The 25342-nt window shown below is 52.6% G+C and carries 21 protein-coding genes; 16 read left to right on the forward strand and 5 right to left on the reverse strand.

The features are described from left to right. The first annotated feature begins 96 nt into the window (after positions 1–96). Together KWG64_RS16550 and KWG64_RS16555 are read left to right on the forward strand one after the other, a co-directional pair. Positions 97–2652, forward strand: a complete 2556-nt coding sequence (locus tag KWG64_RS16550) for a fimbria/pilus outer membrane usher protein (RefSeq protein ID WP_218522500.1) — start codon at positions 97–99, stop codon at positions 2650–2652. A gap of 70 nt (positions 2653–2722) precedes the next feature. Next, positions 2723–3916 carry a hypothetical protein gene (locus tag KWG64_RS16555; protein ID WP_218522501.1) on the forward strand — a complete coding sequence of 398 codons (1194 nt, stop codon included), beginning with the start codon at positions 2723–2725 and terminating at the stop codon, positions 3914–3916. Positions 3917–3969: 53 nt separating this feature from the next. On the opposite strand, the gene KWG64_RS16560 is transcribed toward KWG64_RS16555, so the two are convergent. Then, positions 3970–5469 (reverse strand): EAL domain-containing protein, encoded by a 1500-nt coding sequence (locus KWG64_RS16560; RefSeq protein WP_218522502.1) that lies wholly within the window; start codon positions 5467–5469, stop codon positions 3970–3972. Between the two features lie 274 nt (positions 5470–5743). Between KWG64_RS16560 and KWG64_RS16565 the strand changes: the two genes are divergently transcribed. Beyond that, on the forward strand, positions 5744–6229 hold the full coding sequence (locus KWG64_RS16565; RefSeq protein WP_195815016.1) for a helix-turn-helix transcriptional regulator: 486 nt from the start codon (positions 5744–5746) through the stop codon (positions 6227–6229). Between the two features lie 5 nt (positions 6230–6234). Here KWG64_RS16565 and KWG64_RS16570 read toward each other — a convergent pair whose 3' ends face one another. Then, the gene (locus KWG64_RS16570) at positions 6235–6600 is read right to left on the reverse strand and encodes a methionine-R-sulfoxide reductase (RefSeq protein WP_218522503.1); all 366 of its coding nucleotides are present in this window, start codon (positions 6598–6600) and stop codon (positions 6235–6237) included. A gap of 231 nt (positions 6601–6831) precedes the next feature. Between KWG64_RS16570 and KWG64_RS16575 the strand changes: the two genes are divergently transcribed. The 5 genes from KWG64_RS16575 to KWG64_RS16595 all read left to right on the forward strand — a co-directional run bounded on the left by KWG64_RS16575 (position 6832) and on the right by KWG64_RS16595 (position 13214). Then, positions 6832–7773 (forward strand): LysR family transcriptional regulator, encoded by a 942-nt coding sequence (locus KWG64_RS16575; RefSeq protein WP_218522504.1) that lies wholly within the window; start codon positions 6832–6834, stop codon positions 7771–7773. 354 nt (positions 7774–8127) lie between these two features. Further along, on the forward strand, positions 8128–8691 hold the full coding sequence (locus tag KWG64_RS16580; RefSeq protein ID WP_218522505.1) for a fimbrial protein: 564 nt from the start codon (positions 8128–8130) through the stop codon (positions 8689–8691). 101 nt (positions 8692–8792) lie between these two features. Then, on the forward strand, positions 8793–11297 hold the full coding sequence (locus KWG64_RS16585; RefSeq protein WP_255562209.1) for a fimbria/pilus outer membrane usher protein: 2505 nt from the start codon (positions 8793–8795) through the stop codon (positions 11295–11297). Between the two features lie 12 nt (positions 11298–11309). After that, positions 11310–12032: a molecular chaperone gene (locus KWG64_RS16590; RefSeq protein WP_218522506.1), complete on the forward strand. Its 723-nt coding sequence runs from the start codon at positions 11310–11312 to the stop codon at positions 12030–12032. A gap of 12 nt (positions 12033–12044) precedes the next feature. Beyond that, positions 12045–13214 (forward strand): fimbrial protein, encoded by a 1170-nt coding sequence (locus tag KWG64_RS16595; protein WP_255562210.1) that lies wholly within the window; start codon positions 12045–12047, stop codon positions 13212–13214. Positions 13215–13317: 103 nt separating this feature from the next. Here KWG64_RS16595 and KWG64_RS16600 read toward each other — a convergent pair whose 3' ends face one another. Further along, positions 13318–14049, reverse strand: a complete 732-nt coding sequence (locus KWG64_RS16600) for an SDR family NAD(P)-dependent oxidoreductase (protein WP_218522507.1) — start codon at positions 14047–14049, stop codon at positions 13318–13320. A gap of 99 nt (positions 14050–14148) precedes the next feature. Between KWG64_RS16600 and KWG64_RS16605 the strand changes: the two genes are divergently transcribed. Then, on the forward strand, positions 14149–14535 hold the full coding sequence (locus KWG64_RS16605) for a helix-turn-helix domain-containing protein (protein WP_218522508.1): 387 nt from the start codon (positions 14149–14151) through the stop codon (positions 14533–14535). Here the strand turns inward: KWG64_RS16605 and KWG64_RS16610 are convergent. Continuing rightward, on the reverse strand, positions 14532–15437 hold the full coding sequence (locus KWG64_RS16610; protein WP_218522509.1) for a LysR family transcriptional regulator: 906 nt from the start codon (positions 15435–15437) through the stop codon (positions 14532–14534). The two genes, KWG64_RS16605 and KWG64_RS16610, sit on opposite strands and share 4 nt — an antisense overlap. Positions 15438–15544: 107 nt before the next feature. Here KWG64_RS16610 and KWG64_RS16615 point away from each other — a divergent pair, with 107 nt between their 5' ends. From KWG64_RS16615 to KWG64_RS16625, 3 genes are all read left to right on the forward strand, one after another. Continuing rightward, positions 15545–16876 carry a serine hydrolase gene (locus KWG64_RS16615; RefSeq protein ID WP_218522510.1) on the forward strand — a complete coding sequence of 444 codons (1332 nt, stop codon included), beginning with the start codon at positions 15545–15547 and terminating at the stop codon, positions 16874–16876. A 376-nt stretch (positions 16877–17252) separates the two neighbouring features. After that, positions 17253–18125 (forward strand): hypothetical protein, encoded by an 873-nt coding sequence (locus KWG64_RS16620; protein WP_218522511.1) that lies wholly within the window; start codon positions 17253–17255, stop codon positions 18123–18125. Between the two features lie 22 nt (positions 18126–18147). Continuing rightward, positions 18148–18600: a hypothetical protein gene (locus tag KWG64_RS16625; protein ID WP_218522512.1), complete on the forward strand. Its 453-nt coding sequence runs from the start codon at positions 18148–18150 to the stop codon at positions 18598–18600. Between the two features lie 179 nt (positions 18601–18779). Here KWG64_RS16625 and ychF read toward each other — a convergent pair whose 3' ends face one another. Further along, positions 18780–19871, reverse strand: coding sequence for a redox-regulated ATPase YchF (gene ychF / locus KWG64_RS16630; protein ID WP_101079643.1), 1092 nt, complete (start codon positions 19869–19871; stop codon positions 18780–18782). Positions 19872–20101: 230 nt separating this feature from the next. On the opposite strand from ychF, the gene KWG64_RS16635 reads away from it, so the two are divergent. The 4 genes from KWG64_RS16635 to KWG64_RS16650 all read left to right on the forward strand — a co-directional run bounded on the left by KWG64_RS16635 (position 20102) and on the right by KWG64_RS16650 (position 25336). Beyond that, complete coding sequence (locus KWG64_RS16635; RefSeq protein WP_218522513.1) at positions 20102–21583, forward strand: SulP family inorganic anion transporter; 1482 nt, start codon at positions 20102–20104, stop codon at positions 21581–21583. A gap of 267 nt (positions 21584–21850) precedes the next feature. Next, complete coding sequence (locus KWG64_RS16640; RefSeq protein ID WP_218522514.1) at positions 21851–23374, forward strand: sodium:solute symporter family protein; 1524 nt, start codon at positions 21851–21853, stop codon at positions 23372–23374. Between the two features lie 35 nt (positions 23375–23409). Beyond that, positions 23410–24186 carry a glucosamine-6-phosphate deaminase gene (locus KWG64_RS16645; protein WP_218522515.1) on the forward strand — a complete coding sequence of 259 codons (777 nt, stop codon included), beginning with the start codon at positions 23410–23412 and terminating at the stop codon, positions 24184–24186. Further along, positions 24179–25336, forward strand: a complete 1158-nt coding sequence (locus KWG64_RS16650; protein ID WP_218522516.1) for an N-acetylglucosamine-6-phosphate deacetylase — start codon at positions 24179–24181, stop codon at positions 25334–25336. Before KWG64_RS16645 ends, KWG64_RS16650 begins: the two co-directional genes overlap by 8 nt. The last annotated feature ends 6 nt before the right edge of the window (positions 25337–25342 follow it).

Here is a 25342-nt window from a genome sequence, read left to right on the forward strand (position 1 = left end):
GCATTTTTCAAGACGCCATAAGACCGGGAATAATTCATTACAAAGCAGGGAACGATCTTGAGTAAGAAATTGACATCCTGTTTCAGGACAAACGGCATGGTAGCCAGTACCCGCGCCTTCCCGCGCAATACACTTGCACTTTTAGTTTTGATGAGCTGCCACGGTGCGTGGGCAGAAGATTACTTTGACCCAGAGTTGCTTTCGCTGGGGACAGGCACTTCCGAGGTCGATTTGTCCGCATTCTCGCACGCGGGCGGTGTGGCCGAGGGTGATTATCTGGTGACGATTTTCGTGAACCAGCGCGAAGCCGAGTCCCGCGATCTGGTGTTCAAAAAGAATTCGCAGGGCAATGTCGCGCCGCTGCTGACGCCTGAATTGCTGAAAACGCTGGGCGTGAATGTGGATCAGCTGCCCGCGCTGAAAGAGTTACCGAAAGATCAGCCGGTGGACAACCTGACTGCGCTGATCCCGCAATCTACGGTGAAGTTTGATTTATCGCGCCTGCGGCTGGATGTCAGCATCCCGCAGGTCGCCATGCAGCCGGGCCGGGACAGCCAGAGCGATCCCGCGCAGTGGGACGACGGGATCCCGGCGATGCTGTTTAACTACAATCTCAGCGCCGGACGCAATGAGCAGACGGTGAACAACGATCAGCGCGCCACCAACAACGTTTTTGCCAATGTGCAGACCGGCGCGAATGCCGGTGCGTGGCGGCTACGCAGCACCATTACACACAGCCATTCCGATACAGACAGCGGCAACAACGCCGACAGCACGCGTTTTTCCAATACCTATCTGGCGCGGGATATCCGCGACTGGCGTTCGCGCCTGCTGATGGGCGAAGCCAGTACGGGAGGCGATGTGCTGGACGGCGTGCCGTTTCGCGGCGTGCAGCTGCGTTCCGCCGACCAGATGATGCCCGCCCGGTTGCGCGGATTTGCGCCGCAGATTAACGGCGTGGCGAACAGTAATGCCCGCGTCACGGTGCGTCAGAACGGCTACGTGGTGTACGAGACGTACGTCGCGCCCGGCCCGTTTGAAATTAAAGATCTGTATCAGGCAGGGATGTCCGGCGACCTGGACGTGGCGATCACCGAAGCTGACGGCAGCGTTCACAGCTTCGTGGTGCCGTATTCTTCATTGCCGGTGATGCTGCGGCCGGGCGCGGTGAAATATGAAGTCACCGCCGGACAATATGACGGCGGCACCACGCAGGGCTCGCGCCAGTCCGATTTTGTGCTCGCCACGCTGATTTACGGTTTGCCGAAAAACCTGACGCTCTACGGCGGCCTGCTGACGTCGCAAAAATACAGCGCGCTGAGCATGGGGAGCGGAGTTTCGCTCGGTGACTGGGGCGCAATGTCGGCTGACGGAACGTTTTCCAGCACGCAGTTTGAAGACAAAAACCGTCAGGGCGGTGCCTCGTGGCGCGTGCGTTATTCCAAAAGTATGCTCACCACCGGCACGTCAGTGGATCTGACGGCGCTGCGTTATTCGACGCGAAACTATTACAGCTTCTCCGAATACAACAGCCTGGGTTATGCGCAGAAGGAAGACGTGTCGCCGTGGATCATGAGCCGCCGTCGCAGCAGTTTCCAGACGCAGGTGACGCAGCAACTGGGCGATTTCGGCTCGGTCAGCCTGCGCGCCAACCGTGATGATTATTACGGCTCGACGAAAACGCTCACCAGCCTTTCTGCCGGGTATAACGGCAGTGTCAAAGGCATCAGCTACGGGATTTATTACACCGTGGACCGGATGAAAGGCAACGGCGACTGGCCGGAAAACCGTCAGGTGTCGTTCAACGTGAGCATTCCGTTCAGCATTTTCAGTTATTCGTCCGCGCTGCAAAACACCTACGCCAGCAGCCAGTTCACGCATGACAATCAGGGCCGCACGCAGGGCCAGGCCGGGATCGCGGGCAGCAACGCCGACGGCGCGTTTTCTTACAGCGTGATGCAGGGCTGGGGCAATCAGGATCAGGTCAGCAGCAGCACTGCCAATCTTGGCTATCAGGGGAGCAAAGGCAACATTTCAGCCGGTTACGGCTATTCGGCGGACATGCGCTCGATGAACGTCAACATGAGCGGCGGCGCGGTGGTGCATTCGGAAGGCGTGACATTGTCACGGCCGCTGGGCAGTTCCGTGGCGCTGATCAGCGCACCCGGCGCGGAAGGCGTCAGCCTGTCAAACAATGGCGGAAAGACCGACTCGCGCGGGTACGCCGTGGTGCCTTATCTCTCCGATTACACCCGCAACAACATCGGGCTGGACCCGAGCACGTTGCCGGATAACGTCGATTTGCCGCAAAACCAGCAGACCGTTTATCCGACCAACGGCGCTGTGGTGAAAGCCAACTTTGCCACCCGCATTGGCTATCAGGTGCTGATGACACTGACGCGTGCAGGCGGCGCGGGCGTAGTGCCGTTTGGGGCAACCGTCGCGCTGGTGCAAAGCGCCACCAGCGAAGAAAACACCGGGATCACCGGCGATAACGGTCAGGTCTATCTGACCGGCCTGCCGCAAAAAGGCGAGCTGTCCGTGATGTGGGGCAAAGGCCACGATAAACAGTGCCGCGTGAGCTACAACCTGCACGGCCTTGCGCCGACCGCCCAGATGCCGGTTATCCAGATGAAAGGCGAATGCCGCTAACCGTTAACCCTCAATGAATTCCGGCGCAGGGCGGTGAAAACCACGCCCTGCGCCGCAAATGGAGTCAGACATGACCGCTTTAACTTCTTATTCAAACGTACCTTCAGACCGCCCCTGGAAACGCCGGGCAAAATACCTTCTGGGCGCGGCCGCATTGCTCAGCGCGGCGAACAGTTCCGCACTGCAACTCAGCTCCGGCTATCAGGTAATCAGTGACGTGGTCAGTACCACATTGCCGTGGACCACGGGGGGCATCGTGCCCGGCAATAAACCCGGCTGGTATTTTTCGACAAACCTGGTGCCGTTTCTTGGATACGGACAGGTGGGGACGATTCTGGTTTCCGCCGCACCTCTGGCTACCGGTGAGTGTATTAACCAGTACCCGATGGCAACGTATGACGGTTATCGCGGCTATGAAATTGCCGCCGGAATACTGGTGATCCCTTTTGGCACGATGTCCGGCCCGATGGTGGTCACGCCGGGGTCGATGAACCCGAGCACTAACGGCGGCACGTTCACCCCGAACAGCAACGTCGGCCTGAACACCACGTCGTCCGCGTCATGGGATAAATTCGGCACCGGCACGGGAAATCTGAGCACCCGTACTGACTGTATCGGCGTGGGTACCACGTACACCGTCTCCACCGGCGTCGTCGAAATGAACACCGGCGGCGGCACGCAGGCGGCGATAGGTTACGGGGTTTACGTAAAACCGGGCGCGGCAAAAATGGCGACCAAAACCGTCTACGCGCAGGCTTCGCGCGGATATCGCTGGAACGCCACCACGTCAACATTTGAACAGCGGACGTTTTCCCTGACCTGGACCGGCGTCAGTTGCAACGTGAGCACGCCGTCCTCCATTTCCTTCGGCGACGTGACGCCGGCGGACGTCGGTAAACCCGGCGGAATTCCGGTGAGTTCCACGCTGGATGTGACCTGCGTGAACCCGACGGGAACCTCATTGCCGGTGTCTTATTCGGTGACGCCAAAATCACAGGCCGGCGACCAGAACAGCGTGCCGCTGATGTCAGCCAGTGGCGCGATCAATGGCGACGTGCGCGGGTTCCGCGGCACGACGGCGGCCACTGATGCGGGTTGTACCGACAAAAGCTCTTCGGTTCCGATGGACGGCACGAAAACCAATCTGCGCACCATCACCACGGAAACATCGTGGTCCGATCCGCTGGTCTGGGTGTTGTGCCCGCGGGCGAGCGCCGACCCCGGCCTGGCGACCGCAGCGGTGGCGATTGATCTGAACTGGTAAACGGCGGGTGACGTTGCGGTGAGAAAAGGCATTCCCTTCGGGGGATGCCTTTTTTATGGGAGGGGATCCAGTGTGTTGCGGAAGAAAGCGGCCATCTCAACCGGCCTGGAGAAGTAATATCCCTGAAAATGCGTCACGCCCATCGCGGCCAGTTTCTCTTTTTGCGACGCGGTTTCCACGCCTTCTGCAATGGTCATGCAGCGCATATCCTGCGCGATGGCAATGATGTTGCGCACAATGGCTTCTCTGCTGGCGTCGGTTTCAATGCCCGCCGTAAAGACTTTATCAATCTTGATATAGCGCGGACGGAACTGCATCAGGTAGCGGTAATTGGAATTCCCCGTACCAAAATCATCTATCGAAATCTGCACACCCAGCGCGTCGAGTTGTTCACACAACGCCTGGGCAAGTTGCGTATCTTCAACAGGTTCTCTTTCCGTAATTTCCAGCCCGGTCTGCCAGCCAGAAAGCGGCGTTTTTCGCCTGAATTCCCGGCACCAGTCTGCAATGTCATGATTCATAAAATCAGCGGCGGAGACGTTGAAAAATAACGTCATATCGCGGGCGGGAATAATGTCCGCAGAATTCAGTGCGTCCGCAACGTGACGTAATCCCGCCTGCGTTATCCGGGTGATCAGACCATTTTGTTCCGCCAGCGGAATAAACTGCTCAGGGGAAATATGACCCCGCTGCGGATGTTTCCAGCGCATCAGTACTTCGCCGCCGACGGTATTACCGCTTTGCGCTTCGACTATCGGCTGAATAAAAGGAATGAGTTCATTTTTATCCAGCGCTTTCTCAAGCATAAACAATAAAGTATTACGGCGGGAAAGTGTTTTAGTGGTTATTGTCGAGAGCAGGGCGGAGAGTAAAAACGTCAGGAAAACCCCTGACTTTTCATCCTGCCAGACCGTTTTCAGCAATAAATTCGGGCTGACCGGCGCAACCGGATTTGCGCTGATCTGGTACTGATACTCCGGGGAGAAATAGCGCGCAGACGCGGTATTGTCCCGGTGCGTAAGGACCTGACCCGCCGCGTTAAGCGTCAGGCCGTTCAGCGTCATCTGGTAATCCGTGCGTCTGTCGTGAGTCTTAAGTTTGTTTTGCAGGTAATAGCCGTCGATGCCCACCATCACGCTCTTACCGGTATGCACGGTGCGGTAGATGAGCAGCGAACGGTAAGGCGTAAGCGCATTGCCGTCCATCAGGGAGAGCCCGACCGGCGGCGTGCTTCGGGCATCCAGTATGAAGTTCTGAGCCCCGAAAACCGAGGAGCAATAAATCTCGTTGCCCCGGAGCAGGCTGACCGTGCGGATATCAGGGATGGTCGCGACGATTTTACGAATATCGGTTTGCGTGGCCGCATCACATTTAGCGGCCAGAAGATGCGCGGCGGCGTCACTGGCGATTCTGGCATGCGTGAGCACGCGATCAATTTCGTCGCGAATCATGAGCACGTTTTTTTCAGCTTCTTTTTTCTGGCTGAATTTCATATTTTCTATAACAATCCATGCGCCCGCAAGATTAATGCTGACAAATGTAATAAAAGTCACAGAGAGTCGGTTGCGAAGACGCATGTGTTACCAGTTCTAATATTCGGGCGACAGTTGTAAGCTATTTCGCCTAAATAATAAATAAACAAGCACCGGCTTTAACGTTATTTCAGATTGTGGCTACGCCTGTAAGAAAATTCCGACGTAATAATCATCTTACACTGATTTATTTACTTGAATTATTATGAAAAAATTAACTTAATCTGTAAATATAAAAACAGGTTATTGACTGACGATTGGGATCGTAAACGGACAGTATGAAAAAGGAATTACTATGGGCTCGCCATGCATTATTGTTTCGGAAGATAATTTTTTCAATGCCGGACTAAAAGCGCTGTTTTCATCCAATGCGTTTGGCGCCGGTTACGTCATTGTCGATGTGGAATCGACCCGCCGCTCGCAGGTAGAACAGTGCTTATCTCAGGGGAAAAAGGTTTTCGCTTTTATCGACAGCGACTTTGATTATTACGCGTTATGCCATCTGGAGAACGTGATTTTTATCGACCGGCGCAGCGGGGTCAGCGAAGTGCTTTCGTGCCTGTCGCTCAATCATGCGCATTTCAATTACCGCGTAAAAGCCAAACTTTCCGAACGTGAAGGCGAAGTGCTGTCCTGCCTTCAGGAAGGGTTAGATACCCGGCAGATCGGCGAACGTCTGGGCGTCAATATTAAAACCATCTACGCCAGCCGTTCGCGCCTGATTAACAAAATGCAGGCCGGGAACCGCATCTATCTTTACCGGAATATTGCGCGGCTGTGAGAGCGTTACTCTTCCCCGACGCTTTCAAAATTGAGGGACACGGAGTTCACGCAGTGTCTCAGGTTTTTCTCGGTTAAATACTCGCCTTCAAACACGTGGCCCAGATGCGCCTGACAGTTGGCACAGACGATTTCTGTTCTGCGCCCGTCGGCATCCGGCACGCGTTCTACCGCACCCGGAATTTCGTCATCAAAAGACGGCCAGCCGCAGTGGGATTCAAATTTGTGCTCTGAGGTGTAAAGCGGTGTTCCGCAGCGCTTGCACACATAGCGGCCCGGCGAAAAATGCTCATTGTAGACGCCCGTGTGAGGGCGTTCTGTCCCTTTGTCTTCAATAACAAAGCGTTCAAACTCGGTGAGGTCATTTTTCATGGAATTCATTCCTGTTAAATTGCGTAAAACAACTATCATTATATTTTACAACCGCAACACCTCAGTGACAATGCGGTTTACCCTGACAACGTAAAAGAGTGTTTTTTAACCGCCAGCGTCTAATCCTTTCAGATAATTTGTTTACCTAAGCCATTTAGCTTTTCCTTATGAACCCATCAATACTAAAATTACAGAAATTATAAAACTTAAGTCTGAAAATGAGGGAAAGCTGTGAAAGATACAAATGTTTTGGAAAACGTACAGAAACTCAAGGACTTCGACTTAAACTTATTGAAGGTTTTCGAAACGGTTTATATTTGCCGCAGCGGCATTCGCGCCTCGGAAATGCTGGGTGTCACCGCATCGGCCATCAGCCAGTCTTTGCACAAGCTGCGCATCTTTTTCGATGATCCGTTGTTTATTCGCGAAGGAAAGGGTGTTTCTCCCACCAGCATCGCCGACAATATCCATGAGAGCATCAGTGAAACGATCGGATTGCTGTTCGAGAACTTGCTGGTCTCTGAGCCTGCCTCACTTAATCAGATCACGATTTACTGCACGCCTTTTTCAGCACTCCGTGCCATGCCGGTGCTGGCATCCACGTTAAAAGAGGCAGGAATAAACTGCGGGATAAAACACATCAGTTCTGACGGCATGCTGGAAACCACCGAGGATATCCTGACCTACCGTAAGGCCGATCTGGTGTTTAACACCGCCCCGTATTACAGCTTTTCCACGGTGACGGAGGTTTTTGATTCCGCTCAGGCCGTTGCCGTTTGCCGTAAAGATCATCCGCGCATTGGCGAGGTTCTGACGCAGGAGAACATGAAAAATGAGGTGTCGACTTTTTTGCTCAACAATACGGATGATGTGAAAAATACACAGGTCCATATTGAGAATTTCTTTGTCAAACGGGAGTTTGCCTACAGCAGCAGCTCGCTGATTACTATTCTGAGCATGACTGAAGCCTCGGATTACGTCAGCTTTGTGCCTGACTGGTTTGCCGCCAAGTTTGCGGAGTGTTTTAACCTGAAGATTCTCAAATGTGACTTTGTATTACCGCCGGTGAGCATTTACATGACCTATCATAAAAATCTTATGAAGAATGCTGAACTTTATAATGTTGTGAAAAAAATGCGCGAACAGGGTGGTCAGGGCAGTAAATGCGAATAATTTTATTTAAAACATTGGCAGGGCGCTGTCTGGTCGATGTTTATCTCACCGGTGTCTCTATTTACACACTACTAATCCCATGCTCATTTCATGAACAACCCATTAGAAAACCAAAGCTTTATCCGATAGATTATGTATCATGTGAATAAAAATAATGAATTCCAGTTTCTGTTAAGTTCTTTAATTCTCTGTATATAACCATAAATTAATTTTCTGGTTAAGGGTTGCTGTATTTTGAATTCAGCATGGCTAAAGGCTATTATAATTAAGCTATATTAAGATGTCGCCGGTAATAACGGTGGCACATAGTTAACTGATGTGCTGAATCATTAATAATCAATATTGGATTCAAGAATGAAACGTTTTTTGATTAAAGCACTCCCTGCTGCTCTGCTTCTGTCAGTTGGCGCATATTCCACTCTTGCTGCTGCATCTGATGGTGATATCACGTTCAACGGTCAGGTCGTGGCTGCGGCATGTACCCTGAACGGCTTCAACGGCGGTAATTCTGCTAATGGCGCTGTAATGTCATTAGCATCAGTAACGCCGTCTTCGTTCAAATCTGCAGGCGGCTATGCGGGTATGAAGGATTTTACAATCGATCTGAAAGATTGCGATACAACGACTCTGAAAAATGCACAGGTTGCTTTCAGTGGTACACCCGATACTGTTGACAACGCAATACTGAAGAATAGCCAGACCAATGGTCCTGCATCAGGTGTTGGTATTGCTCTTTTGGAAAATGATGGTACATCATTAATCGACATTAACGGCGGCACGCCGTCAAAACCTCAGGCTCTGACTGAGGGCAATACCTCGCTCCTGTTCAAAGTGGCTTATAAAGCAAATACCTCTACGCCGGCCGTGACCGCGGGTAATGTCAGTGCGAAAACGTTCGTTGATATTACTTATCATTGATAGACGCACAAACAAGTTTTAATTGTCTTTGATCAATAAATAAAAGCGGGCAGATTTTAATGAATATTCATTTTATTTTCTTAATGATAATCATCATTATTATGCCTGCTTGTTTTTCACTGAATGTTTTTGCGGCTGAAATCCCACCTCAAAATAGTAATGAATCCTCCGCTTTCGATGCCGATTTTTTACGTAAAGATTCACAGGCCATTCCGCAACAGTTTTATCACCCGGATGAAACCAGCCCCGGCGTTAAAACTGCTGATGTTGTTCTCAATGGCAGAACGTTATTTAAAACAAAAATAGACTTTATTCCGGTCGTCGGTAAAGAGGGCGCTTCACCCTGTTTAACACAGGCATTGCTGCACCAGATGGGTGTCGATCATCATCTGAACGAAATGGCAAAAGCCGGTGATCAGGCGTGCTATGACCTGATCGCGAAATGGCCGGAAGCCAAGATTCATTACGACGAATCCATGCAGCAGCTGGTGATCACCGCGCCTCAGGCGGCCATGAACGTCTCTTCGCAAAGTGAAATGATCGACCCGACGTTGTGGGATCGCGGCGTTAATGCCCTGCGGTTAAGCTATTCCGGCTATGTTTATCATACGGAAAATCAGGGTGATAACGCCGAATCCGCGAGCAGTGACACGGCATACCTGAGCCTGAATTCCGGGGTGAATCTCGGGAACTGGCGCTTCTACAGTTTTGACACCTTTAATAAATCTGAACAGGGTTGGGAAAATAACCACGACCGTGCGTACGCCGAGCGGGATATCGCGGCGCTGGTTTCCCGTTTTACCGTCGGTGATGTTTATGCCAGCACGTCCAGCGACGTACTCGGTATTTTGCCGGTGCGTGGCATGACGCTTGAAACTAATGCGCAGATGTTGCCGTCCGATACGTTCAGCTATTCACCGGTTATTCGCGGCGTCGCCCGCAGTAACGCCCGCGTCGTTATCCGTCAGCGCGGTAACATTATTTACAGCAAAACTGTTTCACCCGGCAGTTTCGCCATTTCCGATTTAAATAACGGACAGATTGGCGCGGATTTAGACGTCACCGTCGAAGAAAGCGACGGCAGCCAGCAGCACTTTACGGTGCCTTATACGTCGCTGCCCAATATGTTGCGGCCCGGTTCCTGGCGCTACAGCCTCAGCGGCGGCCGCTATCGTGACAGCGGAATTTCCTATCAGCCGCTGGTGGCACAAGGCAGCCTGCAATACGGATGGGACAAATTAACGCTCAGCGATCTGATTGTCGCCGGGGAAGGTTATCAGTCCATGGCGCTCAGCGGAGCCTTCAATTTAGGCGTGATGGGCAGCGTTTCGCTCGACTGGGCACTGGAGCGTCATCAGTCCGCCAATGATAACGATCTCACGAACAGCGATGCGGCGCAGGCTGTGGGCGATCAGGGGCGGGCATTGCGCCTGCTCTATGCGCGCCGTTTCGACAGCTCGGACACTTCCCTGCAAATCATGGGGTATCGCTATCAGACGACGGACTTTATGGATTTCCCGGAATACGCCGGCTGGCGCTGGGGCGATGACGACACGCAGCATCACCGCAAAAATGAAATTCAGGCTACGGTTAATCAGGGCATGGGCGAGTTTGGCAGCGGTTATTTCACCTTGCAGGAGGACACTTATTACAACTCGAACGCGAAGGATACCTCTTTAACCCTGGGCTACAGCTTCAATATTAAAGCGGTCAATGTGAACGTCAGTTACAGCTATCAGGCCAATACCGGCAATGAGTATGACGACAATGACAGCCCGGATCGCCAGCTGTCGCTGAACTTCTCCGTGCCGCTGGATATGGGCGAAAAACGCAGCCGTAATCTGTCTTTCGGTACCAACAGCAGTAACCATTCCGGCGATTCGCAGATGGCGACGGTGTCCGGAACCGAACTTGACAGCGCGCTCAGTTATTCGCTGTCCGCACAGCACGACAGCAACGGTTATTCACCGGCGGGTTCGCTGGCTTACCGCAACAGCATGGCCAATATGAATGCCAGCGCGAGCGCCAGCCAGGGCAGCAAACAATATTCCGCCGGGATCTCCGGCGGCGTGGTGGCGTACGGGCAGGGCTTGGTACTTTCGCAGCAGCTGGGCGACACCATCGCCATTATTGAAACGCCGGGTGCCAAAAACATCAGCGTGGAAGGCCAGCCGGGCGTATCGACCAACCGCTGGGGACGCGCCGTGGTGCCGTCGATATCGGCTTACCGCGATAACGCGCTCTCGCTGGATACGCGTCACGCAGAAGATAACGTTGAATTAATCGACGGTGGCGAAAATGTCATTCCGACCCACGGCGCGGTGGTAGTTCGCCGCTTCCAGACGAAAGTCGGACGCCGGGCGATCGTGATGTTATCGCTGCCGGATGGCAAGCCCGTGCCTTTTGGTGCAACAGCCTGGCAAGGCAAGGAGCAGGTCGGCATGGTGGCCGATAACGGATTACTGTATCTCAATGGCGTTTTAGATGACGCAGAGGCAGTGCTGCATGTGGCCCTGGAAAACAATACACAGTGTCAGTTTGTTTTACCTGTCTCCAAAGGTCAGTCCGACCCTTGGTATCAACAAGTTAACGCGATTTGTCGCTAAACCGAGTGTTCTATGAAATTGACTAAAATTGTAGTGCCGGTACTGATGAGCCTTCTGTTATTAACGAATGCGGCATCGGCGGCAGTCCGTCCGGCGCTGACGCGCGTCATTGCGCTGGAAAGTGATAAAGAAACCTCCATCAAGCTGCTCAATGACGATAAATATAACGATTATCTGGTGCAGTCGTGGGTTGAAGATCTCAAAGGCAATGATAAAAACCTGCCGCTTCTGCTGACGCCGCCGTTATTCAAAATCGGTGCGGGCCGCGAGGGGAAATTACGTATGGTGATTTTGCCGGGCAAAGTGCCTCAGGATCGCGAATCCGTTTACTGGCTGTGGATCCAGGAGATCCCGCCGGTGAGCAAAGTGCAGGGCAATCAGTTGCAGGTCGCCATCCGCACGCGCGTCAAAGTGTTTATCCGTCCTACTACCCTGAAAGAAAAATCCGCCGATACGATCACTCAGTTGCAGTGGCAGATCGCTCAAGAGGGCGGAAAAAGCTGGCTTATCGCGAAAAATCCGACCGAATATTACGCCAGCTTCTCTGAGCTTTCCGTCACCGCCGGGGGTAAACCGGTTACTCTTGCCGATAAAACCACCATGGTTCCGGCCAAGGGGGAAACCCGCTACGCGCTGCCAGCAGGGGTTGCCGGTAAACCGGGCACGCTGAATTATTCTGCGATCAACGATTTTGGTGGCGAAACGCCGGTAATGCATCAGTCTTTAAAATTCTAGCAGGCAAAGAAAATGGGCAGAGGAAATCCGGGATTGAAAGTCACCGTCGCAGGCATCGCTTTGATGTTGTTCAGCCTGCTGCCGGTTACCGGTCAGGCAGCGGTTTTGCATTGTGATATCGATTCCGGTGGCGCTCTGCCATTCTCGCCTTACACGCGGGAAAACCCGATTGCCGCCGACCAGGATATCCCGGATTATTCCGTGGTGTTGTCGCTCGATTACGCGCAGTTTTTGCCGAATATGCGCCTGAGCTGTACGTCTGACGGGCAGGAATTTGAGGCGCCCGCGGCTTTTGATGGTGATATATCGCTGAGTCTCAGCGCCGTGAATGACACGGCGCTGGACTGGACCGGCGAGGCGCAGACCACCAACAATGGCATTAAGCTGCGGATGTACATCAAGGCCGTGGCGATTAATGAAGAGACGCTGCCGGACAGTTATCCGCCCGCAAGAATGGCTTCAGGCAAACGGCTTGGCGTGGAATACCCGGTTATCAATGGTAAAGATGACACCACGCTGGTGCAGTTCGGTGCGCAGTACAACGCTTCGAAAACGCTGTACAAATACGACAAGAAATACAATTTCGCCATCGAATCGATGCGCGCGGAGCTGATTAAATTTGGCTGGATGGAGTACGGTTCTGAGGCGGTGATCCCGCCGGGCGCACATCTCACATTCACCATCGACGGGCTTAATGGCATCGCGACGGTCGACGTACCGCTGGGCAGCGGCGTTTATATTGCCGCACCTTCCTGCACGCTGGACAACAAACATCAGGTGGTAGACATCGGCACCCTGCGTAAAAGCGGCAGCGGCACCTTCCCGCAGGAAGGGCCAATGACCCGTTTTGGCATGGATTTTACCTGCAGCAGTTACACCAGTAACGTCGAATTCACGTTCGATGATGCGAACTCAGCCCTGATTGGAAGTGACACACTGGTGGTACACGATGCCGCGACCAATAAAGCGCTGAACGGCATTGGCGTCGGCCTTTATGACAGCACCGGAAAAGCAGTCAGAACCGGCGTGAAGCAAAATCTGGGTGTAGGCCAGCAGGGCAAAAATACCGCCTCATTCCAGGCCGCAATTGTCCAGACCGCACCCGCAATTACGGATTCCGGCGGCAATAACTTCACCGGAAAAATTACTGCAAAAGCGAATGTGACCATTACGTATTATTGAGTATCGGAAAAAGAGTGAGTACGTGACTAGCCAGATTTTATCGCTCAATGAAAAACAGCTATCCGGAGATAGCTGTGAGGTCTAACTGTGCGGGTAAGTCTTGTCAAACCTGCGCTAATCCGCCATCCACGTAAATCTCGGCACCGGCGATATAGCTGCTTTCCTCACTTGCCAGGAACAGAGCGACGTTAGCGATTTCTTCAGGTTTCCCTAATCTGCCCAACGGGGTGGCGTCGGTCAGTCCACGGCGTAATTCCTCCGATGCGGCGGCCATCATTTCAGTATCAACAGGACCCGGCGCAACCACGTTTATACGGATGCCGCGTGGGGAAAGTTCGCGTGTCCAGGTTCGTGCAAAAGAACGTAACGCCGCTTTACTGGCGCTGTAAACGCCGTATCCCTGAGTGCCAATCACATCGGCAATCGACCCCACGAGCACGACGCTGGCACCGGGTTTCAGCAGCGGAAGTGCTGCCTGTAAAGCAAAAACAGGCGAGCGCACATTGAGGCCAAAAATTTGTTCAAAATGGGCTGCGCTGATGTCATCAATCGTGGCGTATTCGGACATTCCGGCGTTGATGACCAGTACATCGATCTGGCCAGATTCAGCCTGAATCGTCTGCATAATGCGGGTTAGCTCGCTTAACTGGCTCACATCTGCGCGCAACGGGATCCGGGTTCCTGAGATTTTACTGCCAGCCGCCTCAAGCTCTTCTTCACGCCGCGAGGTAAACCAGGTTGTTGCGCCTTCACGGGCAAACCGCTGGCTAATCGCCAGACCAATACCTTTCGCACCGCCCAGTACCACGGCCACTTTGTTGTCTAAATTGCCCATCTGTATTCTCCTGTTTGGTTGGAAAATAGATGATATAAAATTTATACTAGATAACAATTACGCACTTTATTTATATCAGGTATAGAGGAGTATATCGGCATGGGTGAAATCGAGGGTAACAGCTTGAGAGATGTAGGAAAAACGCGTCCGGTGTTAGAACACATCACCAATAAATGGTCGATTTTAATTCTCACCGTGCTCTGTACCAGACCTTCACGTTTCAACGAAATCCGCCGCCGGCTGGATGGCATTACGCATAAAGCGCTGGCGGACGCCTTAAAGCGGCTTGAGCGAAATGGCCTGGTGAATCGTGAAGTGTTGCCCACATCGCCGGTTGGTGTGGAATACCGCCTTACGCCGCTGGCGCAGACTTTGCAGCAGCCGTTTATCGCGCTGTATGACTGGGCGCTGGAATACGGCCCGGCTCTTGAGAGGGCGCAGGCGGACTATGACCTTGTGCATGCTGATGAGGTTCAGGAGGTTTAAGAAGCACGCGCCCCCATCGCTTTGCGCCATAACGAAGGAAGCTCGTCAATTAACGCCCCGGTGACGAGTTGTTTCGCTGCGCCGGGTGGCCAGATCGCCACGATCGTAATGTCCAGCCCCTGATTGCCCACTTCACATTCCATCGCCTGCACGTTTTTCCAGCCTGAAGCCTGAAAATGTGTCGGTAAAAATCCCCAGCCCTGACCGTTTTCCAGCAGATAGCGCAGGGTAGAACGCTCATTGACATATAACGTTTGCCCGGAGATTTGCAGGCTGCGGGTGATTTGCTCGTCGTGTGCTTTGTGCATGACGACCTGTGGGATCAGCGAGAGATTCAGCAACGTCAGCGGGCGTTGCTGGTGCTGAAACAACTGTGCGGATGCGTAGAAATCAAGCCCGATGTTACCCAGCGCGCGCCATTCCATTTCTGTCCCGAGTGCGCGGTTGTTGGCCTGACATACAGCAACCTGCGCTTTACCGCTTTTTAATGCAGCTTCGGCTTCTTCCCGGGAGGCGCTCCAGGCACTGAAGCACAGGCCTTTTTTAGCCATTTCAGCGATCACTGCTTCGATAAATGCCGGCGAAACGAAAGGGTCGTACACCATAACCAGCTCCTGCCGTTCCGCATCCGGTAAGGATTGGGCATAAGACTCAAAAGCCTGCGCCTGACGCAGCAGCAAATGCGCCTGACGGTGCAATTGCTGGCCTTGTCCGGTCAGGATTAATGTGCGGCCCTGACGCACAAAAAGCGTATAGCCCAGCGCGTCCTCAAGGTAATCCAGCAGATCGCGCACCGTGGTGCGATCCTTTCCCAGCAAAAGGGCGGCTTTGGATAAACTCCCCGATTCCGCAACGCAGGCGAAGGCCTCAATTTGCGAGAAGGAATAACGTAAGGCAGACATAAACTCTTCCAGTTCATCGATTTATAGGGGGATTTTCCCCCATAACGTGATTTCTTCAAGGGGTTTTTCCTTTCTATACTCCGGTTTTCTGACACAGGAGTCATTCAATGAAAAACAGACAAGCCTTTCTTCCGGCGGTAATGAAACCTCTGGTGCTGGCCGTGGCTTTGGGTTCCGCCTGGTCATTTGTGCCCTCCGCGCTGGCGGAATCCGCGCAAAATTGTGACGGGGTGATGCTCAGCAGTTGCCCGACGCCGCAGGACAAAACGCTGCCTGACCCGAAAGATATGCTGAACTGGGATCAGACCGCGCGCGTCATCGGATTTCGTAATGACTACCGCAACTACGCGGGCGATGTGTTTAAGCACGGTCAGTCCACGCCGTTTGTGCGTGCGGATAAGCAACTGAAAGAGGCCACGTACAGCGTTAAGGGGAAAACGTATACGTTGCAGGAGTACCTCAAACGCCAGAATGCCACCGGAATGCTGGTGCTGAAAAACGGCAAAGTAGCCTATAAATATCTGGGTGAAGGCAATACCGACCAGACATTGTGGACATCGCGTTCTGTGGGGAAATCCGTGGTTTCAACGCTGGTAGGGATTGCGATTAAAGAAGGGAAAATCAGTTCTCTGGATGACCTCGTCACGCGTTATGAGCCTGACCTGAAAGGCACGGCCTGGGATGGCGTGACGATAAAACAACTTATTCAGCATACTTCCGGCGTGGCGTGGAATGAGGACTACACGAACCCGCATTCCGATTTTGCCAATCTCACGCAATGTGAAGCCAGACCGGGAACCTATGACTGTGTGCGTAAAATTATCGTTGGCCTGAAACGTGCGCATCCGGCCGGGCAGTCATGGTCATACTCCTCCGGCGGCGCGTGGTTACTGGGCGATGTGCTGGAAAAAGCCACCGGAATGCCGCTGGCCGCTTACCTTCAACAGTCCATCTGGCAACCTTACGGCATGGCGCACGATGGCGTCTGGCACTCCTACGAACCGGGCAAACACGATGTGGGCGCACACGGTTTTAATGCCACACTGGAAGACTGGGGACGCTTTGGCGAGTTTGTGATGAGCGGCGGACGTCTGCCGGATGGCAGGAAAATCCTGCCTGAAAACTGGATTGAGCAGGCAGGCAACTGGACGACGGCGAAAAACTCCGTGTCGGCAGCCCACCCGAACGGCCTTTATGGTTTTGAATGGTGGAATAATGAAGTGCCCGCCAATGCTACAGAGGTTACCCCGACGCCTTCGGACTCACTGAAAGGATCGCTATGGGCGCTGGGGATTTATGGCCAGATCATCATGGTCAACCCGGCTGAAAATCTGGTGATTGTTCAGTGGTCGACATGGCCAAAAGCAGAGCCTGATTTTAGTGCCCAGCCTCTTGAGGCATCGCTTATGTTCAGCGCGATTGCACAAAAACTTCGCTGAGATTTGTTGTGCGAATGAGAATAAAAAAATCCACGCAGAGGCGTGGATTTTTTATTGTATTTAGTGGTGCTTATGAGATTGCGTGAAACCGGATAAGAAATACGGGTAAGTCATGAGTTTAAAAATTTTTACTAAGCAACTTTAAAAAGATGAAGAGGCTTTCAGCAATATTGGGAATCTCACCCATTAATAATTGGGATGTATTGATTGGTTTTCTATATTGATATATAGCATTTGTTTTGAATGATCTACTGAGTTATAACTTCTTTAGTTCAATGAAAAATAAAAGTTTAATATTGCGTAAGTACAAGATGTTTATCTTGTCGGTGTTGCATTACGGTAATTATAATCAAAGCAATTTGACCTCAGGAAATGTATGAGTAAACGGAAAGATATTAAAGATGGATTAAGATCTACAGGCGATAAAAGGGGGCTGATCTATACCAAGGTTTTAGGATGGATCGATTTAGGTCACGCATGTGGGGAAGATTCCAGAAGGCTCAAAACGCTCCTGCTTGAAGAGAAAGGGAGGAAATACTTCCCTGAGTTTAAAGACTGGTACTTTCCTGTCGATTATTTTCAAGAATTCGGATTTGACTATCTCCAGTTTGGAAAAGTTGTTGAAAGGAGAGTCGGCATTAATAGCCCCCTGATGGTTCGTTCTTGTCTGAGTTGGGAGGTTAAACGGCGCATTGCGCTGACAATAATGACGAAAACAGCCTTTAGGTTCGAGGCATTTCAGCAATCACTTGCTTTTTCATGGTATACCGACAGTGGTTTTAGTTGTGAAGACTTGATTTCAGATTTAGTTGGGTTTTACAGAGTTTTCGGTAATGGAACAGATCCTCTAGTATTGTCATACCCAACCACGCTGGGGTATGCATTGAAAATTTGGGATCATTACGGACCTGTTGGTAAGTTTAAAAATAAAGAATTGAGACCATTACTTTTCCCTGAACCTTCACCAATGAGGAAGTTTTTGCCACGAAAGGGACTTCTGCCTTCCTGGCTGGACTATATCAAGCCACTTAATAACCTCCGTGATAAGTATGTCTACAATAGATACGAATCTAAACCTGTGAAAAATTTACTTCATGACGCTAACAGAATGAATCATGAACTCTACACATCAATTAGATATGCAGGTTGGGATTTTGATAATGGACATAAAAACACCAATACGCCATCAATGCTGTATACATATCCACATGAGATAATTAAACCCGAGTATTTCGAATTTAGAAATTGAGATAAAGCGCGAAGGATGTGCTATGAAAAATATCTGTAATGTTTTGTTAACTTTAATTACGATAGCATTTGGTTTGTTTTTTCTCATTGCTACAATTTATATGATATTTGTGTGTTCCATGATGTTCTACACAATGGACGGAAAAGAATACACTGAAAAAAACGTATTTGATTATTATTTTTTAACGCCGAGTGTTTTAAAAAATGCACCGAAATTATCTGTGGAAGCTATTTATCTCTCTCAAGGAGATGATGATTACGGCTTTACAAGCGACAAAGTCACATGGACAAAAGTGAAAGACACCAAACTCGGCGAGGAAATATTAAAGGTATATTTAATTGATAATGGTATCGATATTGATACAAGTTATAAAACCGGGCAGGAGTATGCTATTGAGTCCGTCGGGGATCAGGTGAGTCTAGAAATTGTAAATTGCCAGTCATCATGTAATGAACATGATTTTTTATCTCGGTGAGTATTGATGAAAATAGATGTCTATAACGAACAAAGTTTATTTTTATGATTAAATTTAGAATGCTTAATCGTCTGTTTTATATGGGTAGTCCGCTGTTACTCAAGAAAAACCCACGCTTTAGCATGGGTTTTCTGTATTTCATCCGTCTCAGAATGTTATTCCGAGACATCAAAAACAAATCAGACGTTGAACAGGAAATTCATCACGTCGCCGTCTTTGACGATGTACTCTTTGCCTTCGGAACGCATTTTGCCAGCTTCTTTCGCGCCTTGCTCACCTTTGTAGGTGATGAAGTCTTCGAACGCGATAGTTTGTGCGCGGATGAAGCCTTTCTCGAAGTCGGTGTGGATTTTACCTGCGGCTTGTGGCGCGGTAGCACCGACAGGGATGGTCCATGCGCGGACTTCTTTCACGCCAGCGGTGAAGTAAGTTTGCAGGTTCAGCAGCTCGTAACCGGCGCGGATCACGCGGTTCAGGCCTGGCTCTTCAATGCCTAACTCGGCCATGAATTCTTCACGGTCAGCGTCGTCCAGCTCGGCGATGTCAGATTCAACAGCGGCGCAAACGGCAACCACAACTGAACCTTCGGCGTCGGCGATTTTACGCACAACGTCGAGGTACGGGTTGTTTTCAAAACCGTCTTCGTTAACGTTGGCGATGTACATGGTCGGTTTCAGCGTCAGGAAGCTCAGGTAGCGGATGGCCGCTTTGTCTTCTTCGGTCAGATCCAGCGCACGCAGCATGCCTGCATTTTCGAGCTGTGGCAGACATTTTTCCAGCGCAGCCAGCTCAGCTTTGGCATCTTTGTCGCCGCCTTTAGCACGTTTCTGCACGCGGTGAATGGCGCGTTCGCAGGTATCCAGGTCAGACAATGCCAGTTCGGTATTGATGACATCGATGTCGTCAGCCGGATCCACTTTGTTGTTAACGTGGATGATGTTGTCGTTTTCGAAACAACGGACAACGTGGCCGATTGCTTCGGTTTCACGGATGTTGGTCAGGAACTGGTTGCCCAGACCTTCACCTTTGGATGCGCCTTTTACCAGACCGGCGATGTCCACGAACTCCATGGTAGTCGGCAGGATACGCTGTGGTTTTACGATCTCGGCCAGCTGGTCAAGACGCGGATCGGGCATTGGCACGACGCCGGTGTTAGGTTCGATGGTGCAGAACGGGAAGTTTGCTGCTTCGATACCCGCTTTGGTCAGCGCATTGAACAGAGTGGATTTACCGACGTTCGGCAGGCCGACGATACCGCATTTGAATCCCATGTTTTTCTCACCTTAATATCTTAATTATCAAGCAATTAAACGTAATTGCGCGATGTAATGACCATAATTCCCCGCATTATACACGAGAACGGCATTTTTCTCGATCCGGTTGTGATCGCGATGAACAGCCGCTACCTCATTGACCGGATTGATTAAACCTTGCCTCGTTCCGGCCATTTTTAGATACTTGTCACAATTTTTTAACTGACTGGAAGTAAACCGGATGTCTTATGTTTAGCCCGCGTGGTCTGAAGTTGTCGGAAGTGAAGAACGAAACGCTGGCCGGATTTGTTGTGGCGGTATCGATGATCCCGGAGGCCGTCGGGTTTTCGCTGGTGGCGGGGCTGTCGCCGATCGTCGGTTTGCACACCGCTTTTATCATCGGGCTGGTGACCGCGCTGTTTGGCGGCAAACCGGGCATGGTGTCGGGCGCGGCGGGCTCCATCGTGGTGGTGCTGATGAGTCTGGCGGCGCAGCACGGCATGGGATATGTGCTGTGGGCGACGATTTTTGCAGGTGTGATTCAGATTCTGATTGGTGTGTTCCGGTTGGGTAAGTTTATCCGGCTGGTGCCGCTGCCAGCGGTACACGGATTTGTGAACGGGCTGGCGATTGTCATTATGCTGGCGCAGCTTCACATGATTGCCGGGCAGGGGCCGCTGATGTACGGGCTGGTGCTGCTGGCGATCCTGGTCGTCGTGCTGTTCCCGAAACTGACCAAAATCATTCCGTCTTCACTGGCGGCGCTGATTGTGGTTTCCGCCGTGGCGATTGGATTTAACCTTCACACGCTGCGGGTCGGGGATCTGGCGGATATCTCCGGTGCATTGCCGCACTTCAGCCTGCCGGTTGTGCCGTTCAGCCTGGAAATGCTGAAAGTGGTGCTGCCTTATGCGGTGGTGATTGCGCTGGTCGGGCTGATTGAATCGCTGCTGACCATGACGGTGCTCGATGAAATGGGCGGCCAGAAAGGGAACGGTAATCGCGAAAGCATCGCGCAGGGTGCGGGCAATACGATTTGCGGTCTGTTCGGCTGTTTCGCCGGTTGTGCGATGATCGGGCAATCAATCATTAACTTTACATCGGGTGGGCGCGGGCGGATTTCCGGCACGGTCGGCGCGATTTTGCTGATTCTGTTTGTGGTGAGTTTGTCCGGTTACATCGGGCTGCTGCCGGTTGCGGCGCTGGCCGGGATTATGCTGGTGGTCTGCTACAACACGTTCGAATGGAGTTCTCTACGCCGTCTGCGGCGGATGCCGAAAGCCGATGCGCTGGTGATGCTGATTGTCACCGTCATTACGATTTTCACCGATCTGGCGGTTGCGGTGATCAGCGGGGTGATTATCTCGGCGCTGGTTTTTGCCTGGCAACAGGCGCGGATCCGTATCCGCGAGAAGAAAACCAAGGACGCGCTGACGGTGTATAAGCTGGAAGGGCCGCTGTTCTTTGGCTCAGCGGCGTCGTTTTCAGAATTGTTTGAACCGCAGAATGATACGCAAAACGTGGTGCTGGATTTTGCCGGTACCCGGGTGATGGATTCGAGCGGCGTCGAGGCGATTGATAAGCTGACCACGCGGTATCTGGAGGCCGGAAAGACAATACGCCTTCGCCATCTGAGCAACGACTGCATAAGCCTGCTGAAAAAAGCGGGGCCGTTTTGCAGCCATGAACTGGATGACCCGCAGTATTATGTCGCGGAAGATAATCTTTGACATTCAACAGGTGCCGCTCAACACGGCACCTTTTTTATTTTGGTTCCGGCACGTCGTCCGGCTCAACGCGTTTTACCGATCTCTGTCTCATCCATAAGAAACTCCTATAAATCACTCATAAATATCGAAAAGAACCGTGATCTTGTTCACGTTTTGTTCGCATTTCATCATGCTAGGGTTTAATTAGTCCTTAATTAGGATTAATTAAAAAACCGGCAAGTTTTCCCGCCGGACTTCGACAACGCAAGATTGCCACCGGAGTTAACGATGAACGGGATAGACTATTTTGTCATGGCGCTGTACGCGCTCATGATTGTGATGACCACGCTGTGGGCCATGCGGCGCGTGGGTAACACCAGGGATTTTTTTGCGGCCGGGGGCAAAATGCCCTGGTGGCTTTCAGGGATTTCACACCATATGTCAGGGTACAGCGCGGCGGTTTTTGTCGCCTACGCCGCCGTGGCCTATAAGTACGGGCTGACCATCTATTTCTGGTGGGCGTTCCCGATTTCAATTGCGGTTTTCATCGGGTCAGTCATTTTTGCGCCACGCTGGGCACGACTGCGCATTCATATGAATATCGAATCGCCGATGGAATATCTCGCCACGCGATATAACGTGCCGACGCAGCAGATTCTGGCGTGGAGCGGGGTGTTTCTGAAAACCTTCGACGTGGGCGCTAAATGGGCGGCGATCGCCATTATCATCAATGTGTTTACCGGGCTGGATCCGCTGGTTGGGATCGCAATTTCCGGGGTGCTGTGTCTGTTTTACACCGTGCTGGGCGGCTTGTGGGCCGACGCCTGTAACGACTTCGGGCAGTTTATCGTTCAGTTTATTGCCGCCATTGTGATGGTGGTCGCCGTTGCCTTTCATCTGGGCGGATTCAGCAACCTGCTGACCATCTGGGACCGGCTGCCTGCAGGGCATACGGACATCGTGGCCGGGCCGTATTCAATGGGCTTTATTCTGGCGTATTTCGTGATTTATACCCTGAGCTACAACGGCGGCACCTGGAATTTAGCGCAGCGTTTTATCGCCTCACCGCGCGGAAAGGATGCCCGCAAAGCGGCGTTGCTGTCTTCCGCGCTGTATCTGGTCTGGCCGCTGATTTTGTTCTATCCGATGTGGGCCGCGCCGTTGTTATTCCCGGATATCGCCGATCCCTCTCAGTCTTATTCCATTATGGCGATGCAGTTGCTGCCCAACGGCCTGATCGGGCTGGTGCTGGTGGCGATGTTTACGCACACGTTGTCGATGACGTCTTCGGATTCCAACGCGATCACCGCCGTCGTCACCCGCGATATTTTGCCGGTATTGCTGCCGAAACGCTTTGGTCAGGGACAATCTTCCCTGCTGGTGGCGCGCGTTACGGTGGTGTTGTTTATCCTCACCACGTTGCTGATTGCCGTCAATGCCAGCCGTTTTGGCGGCGTGCTGTCGCTGCTGATTGTCTGGTTCGGCGGGCTGGTCGGGCCGATTTCTATCCCGATGCTGCTGGGGCTGTTGCCGTGGTTCCGTAAATGCGGATCGGCGGCAGCGATTACGTCATGGGCTGCCGGCGTTTCGGCCTTCTTCCTGGTCAAATTCGTCGTTCCGGACATGAGTACGGCTCAGGTCGTCGCCATTCCGGTGCTCTTATCGCTGGCGGTCTTTGTGATTGGCGGTTTACTTCGCCGCCGCCCGGTCAGCGCGGAGGTTGATGTGTTACTGAATGCGCTTAATCAGGATCAGGCAGAGGAGTTGCCTGCGTCGGAAGCCGCTTCCGCTTATCAGACCGAATCCCGGTAACCAGAATCACGTTAAATAACAAAGCAGGTTTTACTATGACATCACCACTGTACGTTACGCAGGCGGGACGCCTGAATGTTGAAGTCTTCACCCGTCGCGAAGACATGGGGCAAGCCGCTGCCCGCGATGCGGCGGAACACTTGCGCCAACGTCTTCAGCAGCAGGCGCGTGTGCGGATTATTTTTGCCGCCGCGCCGTCGCAGAATGAATTTCTGGCGCATCTGGCACAGGCTGCAGATATTGACTGGGCGCGGGTGGACGCGTTTCACATGGACGAATATGTCGGGTTGCCGGAAAATTCTCCGGCGTTGTTCAGCCATTATCTGACGGAGCATTTGTTCGATATCGTCAGGCCGGGCGCGGTTTACAAAATTCCGGGGGCGGGTGAACCGGTGCAAAACTGCGCGGAATATGCCCGCCTGCTGCAACAGGCTCCGGTGGATATGGTTTGTCTGGGAATCGGTGAGAACGGGCATTTAGCCTTTAACGATCCGCCGGTGGCGGATTTTGAAGATCCGCTGCCGATGAAAATCGTTGAGCTGGACGCCGTATGCCGTCAGCAACAGGTGAACGATGGCTGCTTTGCGTCGCGGAACGATGTGCCGATGCATGCGCTGACGCTGACAATCCCGACGCTGATGGCGGCGGCACGATTATTTTGTATGGTGCCCGGCCAGAATAAGCATCAGGCGATTAAACAGACGCTGACCGCGCCGCCGTCGGCGGCCTGTCCGGCGACCGTGCTGCGCACGCATCCGGCCTGCACGCTGTATTCCGATATCGCGGGTTTCGGGGAGTTGGCGGATGAGTGAAATCACGTTACGCGGCAGGGATTATCGTACACAACAGCCGGTTGAGATTGTGGCGCATGACGGCAATATCAGCCAGATTCGTCCGCTAACGGGCGGTGAAAATCTGCCGCTGATCGCACCGGGTCTGGTGGATTTACAGGTCAATGGTTACGGTGGCGCTGACTTTAACAGTTTTCCTTTCAGCGTCGGTTCCGTTAAGCAGGTGGCGCAGGCGCTGTGGCAGCAGGGCGTGACGACATTTATGCCGACGGTGATCACCAACGGCGCGGACGAAATCACGGAGATGGTCAGCACGCTGGCGGCGGCTTGCCGCGAGTTTCCGTCCGTCGGGGCATCGGTTGCCGGTATTCATCTGGAAGGCCCTTTTTTATCCGCGCAGGACGGCCCGCGGGGCGCACATAACCGGGTGCATATTCAGGCCCCTGATTATGCGTTGTTTCAGCGCTGGCAGACGGCGGCAGACGGGCGGATCCGCCTGATCACTCTGTCGCCGGAATGGCCAAATGCGGACGATTTTATCCGCCAGTGTGTCGCGGATAATGTGGTGGTTTCTATCGGCCATACTGCCGCCAGCGCAGAACAAATTGCCTCGGCGGTGAAAGCGGGCGCGCAGATGTCGACGCATCTGGGGAACGGCGCGCATCTGACGTTACCGCGGCATCCGAACTACATCTGGGAGCAACTGGCGCAGGATGATCTGTGGTGCGCGATGATTGCCGACGGTGAACACCTGCCGCTCTCCGTGCTGAAAACCTTTATACGGGCCAAAAACGGCAGGGCGCTGCTGGTCAGTGATGTCACCAGCCACGCCGGAATGCCGCCGGGTCATTATCATTCGCATATCGGCGGGGATGTGGTGCTGAGCCCCGAAGGGCGGCTGTCGATGGCGAACAATCCGGCGCTGCTGGCCGGTTCGGTTCAGGGGCTGTTATACGGCGTCAACATGCTGCTAAAAAATGGCATCGTTCCGCGCCCGGAAGCGGTTCAGATGGCGTCAGTCCGGCCCGCTTCCCGGCTGAATCTTCCGGTCGCTCAGGGGCTTATTCCCGGTGCGCCGCTGGATGCCATTCTTCTGCGCGAGGATGAAAATCACGCACTCCGGCTGCTGGCGACGTATAAAAACGGGGCGGAAGTCTGGCGGGGTGAATAGGTTGAC

It is taken from the genome of Rahnella sp. PD12R (genome assembly GCF_019200965.1).
In the GTDB taxonomy this organism is placed as follows: Bacteria; Pseudomonadota; Gammaproteobacteria; order Enterobacterales; family Enterobacteriaceae; genus Rahnella; species Rahnella laticis.

What these genes read in the sequence shown, in the direction of transcription:
- KWG64_RS16610 (WP_218522509.1), bottom strand. Translation starts at nt 15,437, where the DNA reads ATGTCTGCCTTACGTTATTCCTTCTCGCAAATTGAGGCCTTCGCCTGC.
- KWG64_RS16590 (WP_218522506.1), top strand. Translation starts at nt 11,310, where the DNA reads ATGAAATTGACTAAAATTGTAGTGCCGGTACTGATGAGCCTTCTGTTA.
- KWG64_RS16645 (WP_218522515.1), top strand. Translation starts at nt 23,410, where the DNA reads ATGACATCACCACTGTACGTTACGCAGGCGGGACGCCTGAATGTTGAA.
- KWG64_RS16595 (WP_255562210.1), top strand. Translation starts at nt 12,045, where the DNA reads ATGGGCAGAGGAAATCCGGGATTGAAAGTCACCGTCGCAGGCATCGCT.
- KWG64_RS16570 (WP_218522503.1), bottom strand. Translation starts at nt 6,600, where the DNA reads ATGAAAAATGACCTCACCGAGTTTGAACGCTTTGTTATTGAAGACAAA.
- KWG64_RS16605 (WP_218522508.1), top strand. Translation starts at nt 14,149, where the DNA reads ATGGGTGAAATCGAGGGTAACAGCTTGAGAGATGTAGGAAAAACGCGT.
- KWG64_RS16565 (WP_195815016.1), top strand. Translation starts at nt 5,744, where the DNA reads ATGGGCTCGCCATGCATTATTGTTTCGGAAGATAATTTTTTCAATGCC.
- ychF (WP_101079643.1), bottom strand. Translation starts at nt 19,871, where the DNA reads ATGGGATTCAAATGCGGTATCGTCGGCCTGCCGAACGTCGGTAAATCC.
- KWG64_RS16600 (WP_218522507.1), bottom strand. Translation starts at nt 14,049, where the DNA reads ATGGGCAATTTAGACAACAAAGTGGCCGTGGTACTGGGCGGTGCGAAA.
- KWG64_RS16615 (WP_218522510.1), top strand. Translation starts at nt 15,545, where the DNA reads ATGAAAAACAGACAAGCCTTTCTTCCGGCGGTAATGAAACCTCTGGTG.
- KWG64_RS16640 (WP_218522514.1), top strand. Translation starts at nt 21,851, where the DNA reads ATGAACGGGATAGACTATTTTGTCATGGCGCTGTACGCGCTCATGATT.
- KWG64_RS16555 (WP_218522501.1), top strand. Translation starts at nt 2,723, where the DNA reads ATGACCGCTTTAACTTCTTATTCAAACGTACCTTCAGACCGCCCCTGG.
- KWG64_RS16550 (WP_218522500.1), top strand. Translation starts at nt 97, where the DNA reads ATGGTAGCCAGTACCCGCGCCTTCCCGCGCAATACACTTGCACTTTTA.
- KWG64_RS16580 (WP_218522505.1), top strand. Translation starts at nt 8,128, where the DNA reads ATGAAACGTTTTTTGATTAAAGCACTCCCTGCTGCTCTGCTTCTGTCA.
- KWG64_RS16635 (WP_218522513.1), top strand. Translation starts at nt 20,102, where the DNA reads ATGTTTAGCCCGCGTGGTCTGAAGTTGTCGGAAGTGAAGAACGAAACG.
- KWG64_RS16625 (WP_218522512.1), top strand. Translation starts at nt 18,148, where the DNA reads ATGAAAAATATCTGTAATGTTTTGTTAACTTTAATTACGATAGCATTT.
- KWG64_RS16650 (WP_218522516.1), top strand. Translation starts at nt 24,179, where the DNA reads ATGAGTGAAATCACGTTACGCGGCAGGGATTATCGTACACAACAGCCG.
- KWG64_RS16585 (WP_255562209.1), top strand. Translation starts at nt 8,793, where the DNA reads ATGCCTGCTTGTTTTTCACTGAATGTTTTTGCGGCTGAAATCCCACCT.
- KWG64_RS16620 (WP_218522511.1), top strand. Translation starts at nt 17,253, where the DNA reads ATGAGTAAACGGAAAGATATTAAAGATGGATTAAGATCTACAGGCGAT.